Annotated in this window: 18 protein-coding genes; all 18 read left to right on the top strand. The window is 62.0% G+C overall.

Annotated elements, in window-relative coordinates:
* The first annotated feature begins 38 nt into the window (after positions 1–38).
* On the top strand, positions 39–608 hold the full coding sequence (locus tag AC3IX4_RS18760) for a nuclear transport factor 2 family protein (RefSeq protein ID WP_489256898.1): 570 nt from the start codon (positions 39–41) through the stop codon (positions 606–608).
* The gene (locus AC3IX4_RS18755) at positions 605–1,087 is read left to right on the top strand and encodes a nuclear transport factor 2 family protein (protein WP_489256897.1); all 483 of its coding nucleotides are present in this window, start codon (positions 605–607) and stop codon (positions 1,085–1,087) included. Before AC3IX4_RS18760 ends, AC3IX4_RS18755 begins: the two co-directional genes overlap by 4 nt.
* A gap of 48 nt (positions 1,088–1,135) precedes the next feature.
* Entirely contained in the window at positions 1,136–1,894 is a 759-nt protein-coding gene (locus AC3IX4_RS18750; protein WP_489256896.1) for a glucose 1-dehydrogenase, read from the top strand.
* Positions 1,895–1,928: 34 nt separating this feature from the next.
* Positions 1,929–3,011 carry an NADP-dependent oxidoreductase gene (locus AC3IX4_RS18745; RefSeq protein WP_489256895.1) on the top strand — a complete coding sequence of 361 codons (1,083 nt, stop codon included), beginning with the start codon at positions 1,929–1,931 and terminating at the stop codon, positions 3,009–3,011.
* Complete coding sequence (locus AC3IX4_RS18740) at positions 3,004–3,771, top strand: SDR family NAD(P)-dependent oxidoreductase (RefSeq protein ID WP_489256894.1); 768 nt, start codon at positions 3,004–3,006, stop codon at positions 3,769–3,771. Before AC3IX4_RS18745 ends, AC3IX4_RS18740 begins: the two co-directional genes overlap by 8 nt.
* Positions 3,772–3,825: 54 nt before the next feature.
* Positions 3,826–4,362, top strand: a complete 537-nt coding sequence (locus tag AC3IX4_RS18735; protein ID WP_489256893.1) for a nuclear transport factor 2 family protein — start codon at positions 3,826–3,828, stop codon at positions 4,360–4,362.
* Positions 4,363–4,364: 2 nt separating this feature from the next.
* Complete coding sequence (locus AC3IX4_RS18730) at positions 4,365–4,889, top strand: nuclear transport factor 2 family protein (RefSeq protein WP_489256892.1); 525 nt, start codon at positions 4,365–4,367, stop codon at positions 4,887–4,889.
* Positions 4,890–4,948: 59 nt separating this feature from the next.
* Complete coding sequence (locus tag AC3IX4_RS18725) at positions 4,949–6,265, top strand: aromatic ring-hydroxylating oxygenase subunit alpha (RefSeq protein WP_489256891.1); 1,317 nt, start codon at positions 4,949–4,951, stop codon at positions 6,263–6,265.
* 31 nt (positions 6,266–6,296) lie between these two features.
* Complete coding sequence (locus AC3IX4_RS18720) at positions 6,297–6,809, top strand: nuclear transport factor 2 family protein (RefSeq protein ID WP_489256890.1); 513 nt, start codon at positions 6,297–6,299, stop codon at positions 6,807–6,809.
* A 56-nt stretch (positions 6,810–6,865) separates the two neighbouring features.
* Positions 6,866–7,576, top strand: coding sequence for an SDR family oxidoreductase (locus AC3IX4_RS18715; protein WP_489256889.1), 711 nt, complete (start codon positions 6,866–6,868; stop codon positions 7,574–7,576).
* Between the two features lie 172 nt (positions 7,577–7,748).
* On the top strand, positions 7,749–8,735 hold the full coding sequence (locus tag AC3IX4_RS18710; RefSeq protein WP_489256888.1) for a thiamine pyrophosphate-dependent dehydrogenase E1 component subunit alpha: 987 nt from the start codon (positions 7,749–7,751) through the stop codon (positions 8,733–8,735).
* On the top strand, positions 8,732–9,727 hold the full coding sequence (locus AC3IX4_RS18705; protein ID WP_489256887.1) for an alpha-ketoacid dehydrogenase subunit beta: 996 nt from the start codon (positions 8,732–8,734) through the stop codon (positions 9,725–9,727). Before AC3IX4_RS18710 ends, AC3IX4_RS18705 begins: the two co-directional genes overlap by 4 nt.
* 17 nt (positions 9,728–9,744) lie before the next feature.
* The gene (locus tag AC3IX4_RS18700; RefSeq protein WP_489256886.1) at positions 9,745–9,975 is read left to right on the top strand and encodes a biotin/lipoyl-containing protein; all 231 of its coding nucleotides are present in this window, start codon (positions 9,745–9,747) and stop codon (positions 9,973–9,975) included.
* Positions 9,975–10,739, top strand: a complete 765-nt coding sequence (locus AC3IX4_RS18695) for a 2-oxo acid dehydrogenase subunit E2 (protein ID WP_489256885.1) — start codon at positions 9,975–9,977, stop codon at positions 10,737–10,739. Before AC3IX4_RS18700 ends, AC3IX4_RS18695 begins: the two co-directional genes overlap by 1 nt.
* Positions 10,740–10,756: 17 nt before the next feature.
* On the top strand, positions 10,757–11,554 hold the full coding sequence (locus tag AC3IX4_RS18690) for an SDR family NAD(P)-dependent oxidoreductase (protein ID WP_489256884.1): 798 nt from the start codon (positions 10,757–10,759) through the stop codon (positions 11,552–11,554).
* Between the two features lie 135 nt (positions 11,555–11,689).
* Positions 11,690–12,394, top strand: a complete 705-nt coding sequence (locus AC3IX4_RS18685; protein WP_489256883.1) for a TetR/AcrR family transcriptional regulator — start codon at positions 11,690–11,692, stop codon at positions 12,392–12,394.
* 76 nt (positions 12,395–12,470) lie between these two features.
* Positions 12,471–12,920, top strand: coding sequence for a Zn-ribbon domain-containing OB-fold protein (locus AC3IX4_RS18680; protein ID WP_489256882.1), 450 nt, complete (start codon positions 12,471–12,473; stop codon positions 12,918–12,920).
* A complete protein-coding gene (locus AC3IX4_RS18675) occupies positions 12,920–14,074 on the top strand; it encodes a thiolase family protein (RefSeq protein WP_489256881.1) in 1,155 nt (384 codons plus the stop codon). The genes AC3IX4_RS18680 and AC3IX4_RS18675 overlap by 1 nt, the downstream gene beginning before the upstream one ends.
* Positions 14,075–14,107: the final 33 nt, after the last annotated feature.

Raw genomic sequence — 14,107 nt, 5'->3', positions numbered from 1 at the left:
GAACCCGTTCACAACAATAAAAACCACAGGTGAATAGCATGACCCAGAAAGCCCCCGATTTCGCCTCGGTGGCCGCCAAGATGGCGATCACCGAGGTGATCCATCGCTACTGCCGCGGCATCGACCGCATGGACCGTGCCCTCACGCTGTCCTGCTGGCACCCCGACGGCACGGACGATCACGCACCGCTGTATTCAGGCAGCGCCGAAGGCTTTGTCGACTGGCTGTGGCCTGAGCACCAGCGCATGACGGTGACCCGCCATGTGGTCAGCAACACGATGATCAGCCTCGACGGTAACGTCGCCGGGGCCGAAACCTACTGGACTGTGGTGTTGCAGGCACCCGATGGCAATGAGCTGTACGACATCGTTGGCGGCGGTCGTTACCTGGACCGCTTCGAGTGCATCGACGGCACGTGGGCGATTCGTCATCGCCAGTCGGTTCTGGACTGGCACCGGGTCGATCGAGTCGGCTTGAGCATGGCCGACTTTGTCGAGCGCCCGCTGATTAACCCCAACAACCCCGAAGTCGCCGCCACCCTGGGGCGCCGCGACCGTGAAGATTACTCCTATCGGTTGCTCGGCACACCGGGAGCGCAGGCACGATGATCAATATTCCCAACAGCGGCGAGGTTGCGGATCGTCTGGCCATCAGCGATGTAATCATCCAGTACGCCGCCGCCCTCGACCAACGGGATTGGCGCCTGCTGCGCTCGCTGATGCTGGAGCGGGTATGGATCGACTACCGCAGCTTCGACCCGCAGTTGAACCTGGAAATGTCCGCTGCCGACTGGGCTGAGCGGGTGCGCGGGCTGGAAGGCTTCGATGCCACCCAGCACATCAGCAGCAACCATTTGCACCGCATCAACGGCCATCAGGCCAGCTGCACCTCCTACATGCAGGCCGGGCATTTCCTGACCCGACCGGACGGCGACTACCACTGTTTCCTTTACGGCCATTACATCACGGATCTGCTGCGCACCGCCGAGGGCTGGAAGATCGTCAAGGTCACCTTGACGATCACGGCGCGCCACGGCGATCAGCGGGTGTTCGACTGGGCCTTTGAATCCGTGCGCAAGGCCGGCTGACAGCCGGGCAGGGCACGTACAACAACAACGACAGACAAGGGTGTGAACATGAGCGGGCAATTTGACAACAAAGTGGTACTGGTCACTGGTGCGGGGTCAGGGATCGGCGCGGCCACGGCGCAGGCGTTTGCACGGGCCGGAGCCAGGGTGATGCTGGCCGACATCAATGCCGACCAGGGCCAGGCCTGTCAGGCGGTTATCGAAGCGGCTGGCGGCACGGCGGCCTTTCTGCGCACCAACGTCACGCAGGCCGAGCAGATGCAGGCGCTGGTGGCGCAAACGGTGGAGCGTTTCGGGCGGCTGGATATCCTCCACAACAACGCCGGTATCAGCAGCACGGGCAAGCTGTTGGCAGACATCGAAGAAGCCGATTTCGACCGCATTGTGGCGGTCAATTTCAAGTCGGTCTGGCTGGGGATGAAGTACGCGATCCAGCAGATGGAGCACCAGGGCGGCGGGGTCATCGTCAATACTGCTTCGGCCCTGTCGCTGACTGTGTTGCCCGGCTCCAGCGACTACAACGCGACCAAGCATGCGGTCGCCGGCCTGACCAAGAGCGCTGCGGTGGAATACGCCAGCCGCAACATTCGCATTAACGCCGTGTGCCCCGGGGTGATCCGCACCGCGATGCTCAATGCCAACCCGAACCTGGCTGAACTTGAACCCAAGCTGGTTGCTGTTCACCCGGTCGGGCGATTGGGCGAGGTGCATGAAGTGGCTAACGCCGTGCTGTGGCTGGCTTCGGACGCCGCGTCGTTTGTCCACGGCAGCCTGATGACCGTGGACGGCGGATGGACCGCTCAATAACTGCGCAGCACAGCGCCCTGACAAGGAAAACCAGATGACTCTGCTCAATCGTGAGTTTTACCTGCACAGTCGCCCCCAGGGGGTGCCGACCGACGACGACATCCGCCTGCGCAGCGTACCGCTGCACCCGCCGGCTCCCGGTCAAGTGCTGCTGCAAAATCTCTACCTGTCGATGGACCCCGGTGCCCGCGGCTGGATGAGCGGCAAAGCCAGTTATGCGGCCCCGCTGGCGCTGGGCGAGGCGATGCGCGGCTCGACCTTGGGAAGGGTGGTGGACAGCCGGCACCCGGGTTTCAAGGTGGGCGATTTCGCCGTGGGGATCGCGTGCAACACCTGGGCGGATTACACCTACGCCGACGGCGAGCAGATTCATGTCGTACGCGGCGACCAGGGTTACCCACTGAACTACCACCTGAGCATTTTCAGTGCCGTGGGCCTGACGCCGTATTTCGGCGTGCTCGATTTCGGCAAGCCACAGCCGGGTGAAACCCTGCTGGTCAGCGCCGCCGCCGGTGCGGTCGGCTCGCTGGCCGGGCAAATCGGCCAGATCAAGGGCGCGCGGGCCGTGGGCCTGGCCGGCACGGATGAGAAATGCCGCTGGATCGTCGATGAGCTCGGCTATGACGCCGCCATCAACTACAAGACCTGTGGCGATCTGAAAGAGGCCATCTCCAAGGCCTGCCCGGATGGCGTCGACATCTATTTCGACAACGTCGGCGGCGAAATACTGGACGCCGCCTTGCTCAACATGAACCGCTTCGGGCGCGTGGTGTTCTGCGGCGCCATTGCTCAATACAACACCGACCAGCCAGTGCCCGGGCCATACAACTACTGGCAGATTCTGGCGCGCAGCCTGACCGTGCGCGGCTATATCACTCCGGAAATGCAAGACCGCTTCCCTGAGGCGCGTGAGGTCATGGCGCGCTGGCTGCGCGAGGGCCGCATGACCTTTGCCGAAGACATTGTCGAGGGTCTGGAACACACCGTGGCGACCTTCGCCCGACTGTTCGACGGCAGCAACAAGGGCAAATTGCTGGTCAAGGTCCGCGACCTTGCCGAGCCGGCACCCACACTTGAACAGCTGCGCAACGCCTACAAGGAGCCCGCTCATGCCTGAGTCAACCCACAAGGTCGCCATTGTCACTGGCGCTGCCGGCGGTATCGGCCTGGCGCTGGTTCGGCGCCTGCTTGCCGATGGCCAGCGGGTGGTTTTAGTCGATCTCGATCAGCCCGCGCTGGCGCGGATCGTCGAAGACAGCGACTTCGATCCCTCAAGGGTGCTGACGCTGGGTGCCGATGTCTCCATTGAAGAGGACGTGCGCCGCTGCGTCGAGCGCAGCCTGGCGCATTTCGGGCGCATTGACGCCTTCGTCAACAACGCTGCCATCGAAGGCCGCCAGGGGTTACTCGAAGACCTCTCGGTGGAAGCCCTGGATCGGGTCTATGCGGTCAATGTGCGCGGTGTATTTCTGGGCCTGAAGTACGTGTTGCCGGTGATGAAGCGCCAGGGCAGCGGTGCGATCGTCAACCTGTCGTCGCTGGCGGGCATTCTCGGCGCGCCGACCCATGGTGCCTATGTCATGTCCAAGCACGCCGTGCTCGGCCTGACGCGAGTGGCGGCAGCTGAAAGCGCGGCGGCCGGGGTGCGGGTCAATGCGGTGCTGCCCGGCACGATCAATACTCAGATGATGCGGCGTATCGAGCAGGACTCCGGCGACGCCGCGGCGACCCTGGCCGGCAACCAGGCTGCGACCCCGATGGGGCGCTACGGCGAGCCGGACGAGGTGGCGGTGGTCGTTGCCTTCCTGCTGTCCGACGCAGCGTCGTTCGTGACCAGTTCACTGTATACCGTCGATGGCGGCATGAGCCCGGTCTAGGGCAGCGCCCGTCTCGTTGGACCTGATAAATCAAACAATAGGGTGACAGACACGATGAACGCTAACGTCGAAGCGACCGACATGGCCTTGCTCGAACAGGTGGAAGCCCAGCAGGCCTTGCACCAATTGAACGCCAAATTCTCCCGCGCCCTGGACCGCATGGACCGTGCCCTGCTGGTCTCGTTGCTCAGCGACGATGCGCAGATCGACTGTGGCGCGCACAAAGGCCCGGCGGCCGCCTTCGTGACTGCCGTGACCTCTGCCGACCCGGCCCTGGAGCGCAGTTTTCACTCCATCTCCAATGAGTATTTTCAGGTCGATGGAGACCAGGCGGTGGGCGAGGTGTATGTGATCAACATCAGCACCATCGTCGAGGCCGGGCAGAAGCTCGACCGTTTGATCGGTGGGCGCTACCTGGACCGTTACCAGCGTACCCATGGTCAGTGGCAGGTGACCCAGCGGGTTTTCGTGCATGACTGGAACATGACCCGTCCCAGCACCGCCGTCTGGGACGAAGGCCTGTTCGGGCAGTTCAAGCTGCGCGGTACACGCGACACCCGTGACCCGGTCTACGAACTGCTGGGGGCGTGAGCATGGGACTCAGTGAACGGATACGCCAGGCCCTGGATCACCAGGCCATCCTCGAGCAGATGGCGCGCTATATCCAGGCGGTCGATCGCTGCGACCTGGCCCTGCTCAAATCCACGTTTCACAGCGATGGCGAGGTGCGCTTCGGCATCTTCAACGGTAATGCCCACGCCTTCTGCGACTTCGACATTCCCTTCATCCAGGAGCACCTGGTGATGGGCTGGCACCGTTTCACCAACGCCAGCATCGATTTCCAAAGCGACACGCGCGCCGTGGCCGAGTCCTACATGCTCGGCAATGCCGCCGCCCGGTTGCCGGACGGTGCGCTGATCAATTGCCCGGACAACATGCGCTACCTGGATATCTGGGACAAACGCGACGGCACCTGGCGCATGGCTTCGCGTGACCTGGTGCTGGATTGGAACGCCAGCTGCCGCTACACAGGCCGCGACGATGGTGTATTTGCCCAATGCCCTCAGGGCCGCCGCGACCGTGCCGACCTAGCCTACCATTTCCAGCTGCTGTCCTGAGGGCAGCTGCCAATCACACCCGCTATGTTCTTGTCGCGTAGCGAAGAGGAGAAACCATCATGAGCCATCTATCGCTCGTCGAACGCACCCGCGAAGCCATGGTTGATCAGGATTTCCTGCGGGGTGACCCGATCACCGGCGACCGCTATTACTCGCCCGACTTCATGCAGCAGGAGTGGGACCACATGTGGACCCGCACCTGGCAGATCGGTTGCACGCTGGCCGAACTGCCGGAGCCCGGCTGTGTGGTCACCACCCAGATCGGCCACGAATCGATCATTCTGCTGCGCGACGAAGAACAGCAGGTAAGGGCCTTCTACAACGTCTGCCAGCACCGGGGCAATCGCATGGTTCAGTGCGAACACGCCAAGGTCAAACGGCTGGTCTGCAACTATCACAGCTGGGCCTATGGCCTCAATGGCAGCCTGCTGATTGCCAAGGACAGCGAGGACTTCTCCCGGGGCAACCCGGTCGGCAAGCTAGGCTTGAAGCCGCTGCGCTGCGAAACCTTCGGCGGGCTGGTCTGGTTCAACATGGATGAACAGGCACACAGCTTGCGCGAATCGCTGGGGGTGGTGGCCGAGCAACTGGAGGCCTACGAAATGGAGCGGATGGTGCGGGTGATGCACTTGACCGGCGAAGTCAATTGCAACTGGAAGGTCATTCAGGACAACTTCAACGAGTCCTACCATGTGCAAAGCCTGCACCGCGAGTTGTCGACCCACATCGACGACGCCTACCAGAACACCGAGTTCGAGATCTACCGCAACGGCCACAGCCGCATGAAGATGAAAGGGGCGTTGCCGGCAGGCAACGGCAAGTCGAAGAAGGTCCAGGCGCCGCTGGACGACATCATGCGTGGCTGGGGGCTGAACCCCGACGAGTTCGCCGGACGTGCCGGCGACGTGCGCCTGGCCATGCAGGCGCAAAAGCGCGCGTTTGGGGAGGGGCGTGGTTACAGCCAGTACGGCCGGTTGAGCGATGACCAGCTGTCTGATTATCACCACTACACGCTGTTCCCCAACCTGTCGCTGACCATGGCCGCTGAGGCCTATCAGATCCTGCGGCCGATGCCGCACCCCACCGATCCGCAAAAGTGCCTGTTCGATCATTGGTATTTCGTACGCCCGGCCCATGGTGAGACCGAGGCGGCCACGCCGCTGGGCATGATGCCGATGGCGCCCGGCCCGCATGATGTATTCGTCCACGGCGAGAAATCGCTGGGCTTCGTGGCCGACCAGGACTTGAGCGTCGCCGTGGCGCAGCAAAAAGGCTTGCGCTCGTGCGGTTACAGCGATGCCTACCTGGCCGACCAGGAGTCGCGTGTGCGTCGCTACCACGAAGTGATCAACGATTACATTGCCGGCCGCATATGAGCCGCGCTGACACCTGCCCAGCGAGGCGATCATGAACACTGAACAGTTCCTCCTGCACCTGCAGGCCCAGCACGACCTGCAGGTGCTCAGTGCGCGCTACTGCAATGGTGTCGATCGTCGTGATCTGGCACTGCTCCAGTCCCTTTGGTGGCCTGAGGCACACCTGGATTTCGGCGTGTTCGCCGGCCCCGCGCGAAAGTTCTGCGAGCTGATCGCCAGTGGCGACCCGGCCGTGGAGGTCAGTTTTCACTTCACCGCCAATGCGTTGTTTCAGGTCGACGGCGAACAGGCCAGCGGCAGCAGCTATGTGATCACCGTCAGCGCCCTGAACGTTGACGGCGTCGCCACCCAGCAACTGCTCGGCGGGCGTTATCTGGATCAATACCAGCGCCGCGACGGCGTCTGGAAGTTCAGCGAGCGCCTGTTCGTGCTCGACTGGAACATCAACCAACCCAGCGCTGCGGTCTGGGACGCCGGCATCGGCGCCATGGCCCGTCGCGGCTGGGCCGGGCCGGACGATCCGGCCTGGGGCCAGCAGCACTGACACAACAGTAACCACCACGGGCCTGTCGTCCTGGGGGATTTATGGAGGCGTTGAACATGCGTGTAAAAGACAAGGTTGCATTGATTACTGGTGGCGCATCGGGGTTGGGCAAGGCCGATGCCCAATTGCTGGTGCGCGAAGGCGCTCACGTCATCATCACTGATGTTGACGAGCGCAGCGGGCACGCGACGGCCGAAGAACTCGGTTGCCTGTTCATCCGCCAGGATGTGTCGCGCGAAGAAGATTGGCAGGCCGTGATGGGCACTATCGTCGAGCGCTTTGGCCGGCTCGATATTCTGGTCAACAACGCCGGCATCGTGGCGCCCATGGATATCGAATCCACGTCACTCGAGTACTACCGCCTGACCCAGGCCGTGCATTCGGAAGGCACCTTTCTGGGCTGCAAGTACGCCATTGAGGCGATGCGCGAGCATGGTGGCTCGATCATCAATATGTCCTCGCTGACAGCCATTCGCGGCTTTCCGCTGGTGCCGTCCTATGCCGCGGCGAAAGGGGCGGTCCTGGCGCTGACGCACACCGTGGCCGTGCACTGCCGTGAGAAGGGCTATCGCATCCGCTGCAACGCCGTGTTGCCGGGCATCATCGCAACGCCCTTGGCCCTGTCGGTGGTCGAGTCAGCAGAAGGGATGGGCCAGCCCGAGGATGTGGCGCAGCTCGTCCTGTTTTTGGGCTCAGACGAATCGAAGTATGTCTCGGGGGCTCAGCTGGTGGTGGATAACGCGTCGTGCATGGTTTCTCCCGCCTGATCGATCGGGGCGATGCCTTAAAAACTCAGGAGTTTTCAGGAAAAAGCGGCGCACTGGCTTGCTGTCTTGTCCTTATCACTATATTGTAAAAAAACAATCTTGTCGGTTTTGTGTTGCATAGAAGCCGACCTCGAATGGCAACAAGAAAAAACAAGAGCATGCGAGGGCAACCATGAAAAACGCCTCAACCCCGGGCACTGACGTGCTGCTGGATATCTACCGCAGGGCGCATCTGATCAAGACCGCCGATGACCGCTTTATCGCGCTGATCAAGGCCGGCCAGATCGCTTCGCCGTATTACTCCACGCGTGGGCAGGAAATCATTCCGTCGGCCATTTCGGTGAACCTGAACGCCGACGACTACGTGATCACCACCTACCGTGGCATTCACGACCAACTGGCCAAGGGCATTCCGCTGCGCCCCTTTGTGGCCGAGTTCATGGGTCGTGCGACCGGCACCTGCAAAGGCAAGGGCGGGCCGATGCACATTACTCACCTGGCGTCTGGTTTGCCGGTCACGACCGGGGTCGTGGGGTCGGGCCTGCCAATTGCCAACGGTCTGGCCTGGGCTGCGCAACTGAACAAGACCGGGCAAGTCACGGTGTGCAACTTTGGTGATGGTGCCACCAACATCGGCGCTTTCCATGAAGCGCTCAACCTGGCGTCGGTCTGGAACTTGCCGGTGGTGTTTGTGTGCCAGAACAACGGCTATGCCGAGCACACCAAGTACGAGTTCGGCACCGGTGCCCGCGCCATCGTCGACCGTGCCATCGCCTACGGCATGCACGGCATTCAATGCGATGGCAACGACGCGGTGCAGATGTATGACGCGGCCAATGAAGCCATCGAGCGCGCACGCTCAGGCAAAGGGCCGACGTTGCTTGAAGCCAAGACGTTCCGCTTTCGTGGCCACCTGCTGGGCGACGACTCCCACTACATCGGCAAGGAAGAAATGGCGGCGGCCGTGGCGGCCGACCCGATGCCGGCCCTGCGCGCCTGGTTGATTGAACAGGGGCATGCCGACGAGACCGCGCTGCTTAACCTGGAACAAAGCAATACCGAAGCATTCGAAGACGCCGTGCAATTCGGGCTTTCCAGCCCCTGGCCGGACGTGTCTGAACTGAGCAAGGACGTCTACGCAGAGGAGGCGCACGCATGAGTGAAGTCAAAGCCAAACGCATGAACATGTCCCAGGCCATTGCCATGGCCATGCACCATGCCATGGAAATGGATCAATCGGTCGTGGCCCTGGGCGAAGACATCGCCGACCCGCAAGGCGGCGGTGTGTTCAAGTGTACAGCCGGCCTGTCCAACGCCTTTGGCACCGAGCGCGTACGCTCTACGCCGATTTCCGAGCAGGCGATCATCGGCGCTGCCGTGGGCGGCGCGCTGGCCGGCTTGCGCCCGGTTGCCGAGATCATGCTGATGAACTTTATCGCCGTGGCCATGGACCAGGTGGTCAACCATGCGGCCAAGCTGCGCTTCATGACAGGCGGCCAAACCCACGTGCCACTGACCATTCGCACCGCCACGGGTGCCGGTTTCGGCACCGGCGGCCAGCACGCCGATTACCTGGAAGCGTGGTTTGCCCACACCGCCGGGATCAAGGTCGTGGCGCCGTCGACGCCGGCCGATGCCTATGGCTTGCTGCTGTCGTGCATCTTTGATGATGACCCGTGCATTTTTGTCGAAAGCCTGCCGCTGTACTTCACCATGGGCGAGGCACCGATCGCCGGTGAACGCATTCCGCTGGGCAAGGCCAAGGTGACGCGTGAAGGCAGCGACATCACCGTGATCAGCTACAGCCGAACCATGCTCGAAGTGCAGGCGGTGGCCAAGGAGCTTGAGCAGCAGGGTATCTCGGTGGAGGTGGTCGACTTGCGTTCCATCGTGCCGCTGGACATGGACACCGTGCTGGCATCGGTGCGCAAGACCGGCCGTGCCGTGATTGCCCACGAAGCCCAGGTCGATTTCGGTGTTGGTGCTGAAATCGCCACCCGGCTGCACAACGAACTGTTCGGTGTACTCAAGGCGCCGGTCGGGCGGGTAGGCGCTGCCCGTTCGCCAGTACCGTTCTCCAAGGCCCTGGAAGACCAGTTCATCCCCACCAAGGCCCGCATCACGGCGGCCATCATGGCTGCCCTCCAATAACAATAAGGAGATCATCAATGACGACTGCAATCATTCTTCCCAAGCTTGGTTTTTCCGTGAACGAGGCGACCTTGCTCGAATGGCTGGTCGAGGACGGTGGCGAGGTCAAGAAGGGCGACCCGCTCTACAGCCTTGAAAGCGAGAAATCCCAGGAGGAAATCGAGGCGCCCGCCGACGGCGTGCTGCGCATCCTGAAGGTGGCCGACGCCACCTACGACGTCGGCACCGTGATCGGGGAGTTGCTCTGATGAACGCGCAGAACCCTGCTCAGGCGCCTGTCTGGCCAGCCAACCTGCCGCCCATGCCGCAGGTAGATTTCAGCCAGTTCGGGGCGACTGAAACCGTCGACCTGTCGCGCAACCAGGTGTATGCCGGGGCTTTTCTGGGGCGCAACTGGGCGCAGATTCCGCATGTGACTCACCATGACGAGGCCCCCATCGATGCCCTGCACCAAGAGCGCCAGCGCCTGGCCGATGAGCTGGGGCGCAAGCTCACCCTGCTGCCGTTTCTGATCAAGGCACTGGTTAATGCGCTCAAGGCCTTCCCGCAGTTCAATGCGTCGTTGGCGCCTAACGGCAAGCAGCTGGTGCTCAAGCGCTACTTCAACGTTGGGGTGGCGGTGGAAACGCCAGGCGGCTTGCTGGTGCCGGTAATTCGTGACGCCGACGGCAAGTCCATCGCCGAGCTGGCCGACGAGCTAGGCGAGAAGGCCCGTCGCGCCCGTGACAAAGGCTTGCCGATCAGCGAGATGTCGGGCGGTTGCATGACCATCAGCTCATTGGGGTCGATTGGTGGCACGGCCTTTACGCCCATCATCAATGCGCCGGAGGTGGCCATTCTTGGTATCACCAGCGAAGTTGAGCGGCTTTACCTGGACGCTGGTGAAGTCCGCAGCCGGCGGCTCTTGCCGCTCTCGCTGAGCTATGACCATCGCGTGATCAACGGTGCCGAGGCCGCGCGATTCTGCCGTTTTCTGGCCGAACAACTGGCCAGCCCTGGCCAATTGAAGTAAGCGACTGGGAGGTCAATATGAGCACACATCAAATAAACAATAACAGCGTGCCAGACCGTTTCTCTCTGCATGGAAAAGTGGCGCTGGTCACAGGGGCGGGGTCAGGCCTGGGCGCGCATTTCGCCCAGGTGCTGGCGGCTGCCGGGGCGCGGGTTGCGTGTGTTGCGCGCCGCACTGAGCGGGTTGAAAGCATCGCCACGAAAATCCGTGCAAGGGGAGGGCAGGCGCTGGCGTCGTGCATGGACGTGACCGACAGAACCTCGATCAAACTGGCCTTCGACCTGGTCGAGGCCGAGTTTGGTGCGGTGGATGTACTGGTCAACAATGCCGGTCTTTCCAGCCCTGCGCCGTTCGAGAGCATGAGCGAGGAGCAGTGGACGTCGCTGCTGGACGCCAACCTGTCAGGGCCTTTTTTCGTGGCGCAAAGCATGGCCACGCGACTGATTGGCCGGCAGCAGCCGGGCAGTATCATCAATATCGCGTCAATCCTTGGGCACCTGGCCAAGGACAAGTTCCTCAACTACGGCACCACCAAGGGTGGCCTGATCCACATGACTCAGTACATGGCACTGGACTTGATCGAGCATGGCATTCGAGTCAACGCCATTGCGCCGGGGTATTTCCCCAGTGAGATGACCGATCCGTTCTATGAGTCCGAGGTCGGCCTTGCGGAAATCGCCAATTTGCCGGCCAAGCGCCTGGGGCGCCACGAGGAGCTGGACGGGCCATTGCTGTTGTTGGCCAGTGACGCCTCTTCTTACATGACCGGAAGCGTTATTACAGTCGATTCAGGGCACTCAATACGGCTTTCGTGAGTCCTGTTTGAGCGTTTTTGGCGCGAAAGTCGGGATGGCGGGGGTTGGCAAGCCGTATTGCGTTAAACTAACTCGCGTGCTTTACAGCACAGTCAAGCGGAAACTGGTTCAGAAAATATGGACGGATACCTTAACGTGGTAACACCCTCAGCCAAATCGCGCCGCCCAACGCGTCGCTCCAAGCCGGAAAACGGAGGCTGGCAGGCCGAGAAAAGTCATCTGATGCGGATGCACATTCTCGATGCCACCATGCTGTGTCTCATCAATATCGGCTACACGCAGACCACCACGGAAAAAATCGCCAAACAGGCGGGCGTTTCCCGTGGGGCTATGAGCCATCATTTCAAGTCGCGGGCCGAAGTGTTCGCCGCGGCCGCCGCGCACATCACCGACATACGTGTGGTGGAGTACGATACGGCGATCCAGGGTGTGAGCCTGTCATCGGGCAGTTTCCCGACCGATGCGAACATGCTGCAAACCCTTCGGGTGCTGCAGGAGTACTTCATGCAGCCGTCGTTTATTGCGTTTCACGAATTGATGCGCGGTGCCCGTACCGATGTCGAGCTGCAGCAGGTCATGACGCCGCTGGAGCAGTCGCTGGACGAGCAGATCAACACCAGTATGGTCACGCGCTTCCCGATCTGGGCTGAAGTCGAGCTGCGGGAAACAGGCCAAGTGCTGCGCGACTTGATCATGCACACCCTGCAAGGGGTGGCGCTGAACCCGACGCCTTACCTTACTGGCGATCGCCTCGACCGCTTGCATGTGCTGTTGGCCAATACCGCGATGGCGGAGTTTCGCAGCTCCTACAACCGGATGAGCAGCAGAGTCGAGACGTAAAGAGAGACGGACACTTGTTGTCCGTCTTTTTTAGAGCTATAAAAACAATCATGATTGTTTCAAGCAGGGTTGATCGATGAATACTTCTTCTCCCTTACCCCATCTAGCCACCGCGCATCTGCTGCGTCAGGACAACGGCGGCCTGAGCCTGCTGGGCAGCCGCTGCGGCGACTGCAACGAGTTGTACTTCCCGGCCAGTAGCAGTTGCACAGCCTGCTGCGGCAGCGACATGCACGGCTGTGATATGGGCAAATACGGCCACCTCTGGTCCTGGACCGTGCAGGCCTTCCAGCCCAAGGCGCCGTACAACGCCCATGAAGCCGACGGCGAATTCCAACCCTATGGCGTTGGCTATGTCGAGATGCCCAACGGGGTCAAGGTCGAGAGCCGCCTGACCTGCGCCGACGCGACTCAATTGCGCATCGGCATGCCGATGCGCCTGTGTGTGGTGCGCTATGGCCAGCGTGCAGATGGCACTGCGCTGCAGACCTTTGCCTTTACGCCAGCCGACTCTGGAGACTGCTGATGGACGATATCGCGATCATTGGCGTCGGCTTGCACCCGTTTGGCCGCACCGATGGCTTGTCCGGGCAGGCCCAGGGCGCTTATGCCGTGCGTGAAGCGTTACGCGACGCCGGGGTGAGCTGGGATCAAGTAGGCGTCGCCTATGGCGGCAGCCAGGATGCCGGCAATGCCGATGCCCTGGCCAACCACCTGGGGCTGACTGGCATCCCCTTCGTCAACGTCGCCAATGGCTGCGCCACCGGCGGCAGCGCGTTGGCCAGCGTGGTCTCGGCGATTCGCTCAGGGATGGCCGAGATCGGCGTGGCCGTAGGTTTCGACAAACACCCGCGCGGCGCCTTCAACCCGCGCCCGGCGGATTGGGGCATAGAGGATTGGTATGGCGAAACTGGCTTGATGCTGACCACCCAATTCTTCGCCTTGAAGACCCAGCGCTATCTGCACGAACACGCGATTGCCGAGGAAGCACTGGTGCATGTCGCCCAGCGTGCCTTTCGCAATGGCGCGCTGACACCCCATGCCTGGCGTCGGCGTGAACTGTCGTTCGAGGAGATCGCCGCCTCGACCCCGGTCAACCTTCCGCTGCGCAAGTACATGTTCTGCAACCCCGCCGAAGGTGGTGCGGCGTTGGTGCTGTGTCGCGCAAGCGAGGCGCACAAATACACCCAGCACCCGATCATCGTCCGTGCTGCTGTAATGCGTACCCGCAGCCACGGCTCTTTTGAAGTGTTCAGCCCCGGGCTTGCGGCGCGCCAGTCCCCGGCACCGACGGTGACCGCTTCGCAAGCTGCCTTTGAGGCTGCTGGCGTCAGCCCGGGCGACATCGATGTGATTCAACTGCAAGACACCGACAGCGGCTCGGAAATCATTCACCTGGCCGAAAACGGCTTCTGCGAGCACGGCGAGCAGGCTTCCCTACTGCGCAACGGCGACACCGACATCGGCGGGCGCCTTCCGGTGAACACCGATGGCGGCTGCCTGGCCAACGGTGAGCCGGTCGGCGCCTCGGGCCTGCGCCAGGTCATCGAAGTGTGCCTGCAACTGCGCCAGCAGGCCGGTGCCAGGCAAGTTCCGGGGCAACCACGGCTGGGGTACACCCATGTCTATGGCGCGCCGGGTGTCAGCGCCGTCAGCATTCTGGAAGGGCCGCCCAGCTAAACACCGAACCTATACCGCAAACCGCCACCATAA

The sequence above is a fragment of the Pseudomonas sp. KH_021 genome, from assembly GCF_057838865.1.
The sequence above is the reverse complement of the archived record's forward strand: the minus strand, read 5'-3'. Positions and strand labels throughout refer to the sequence as shown.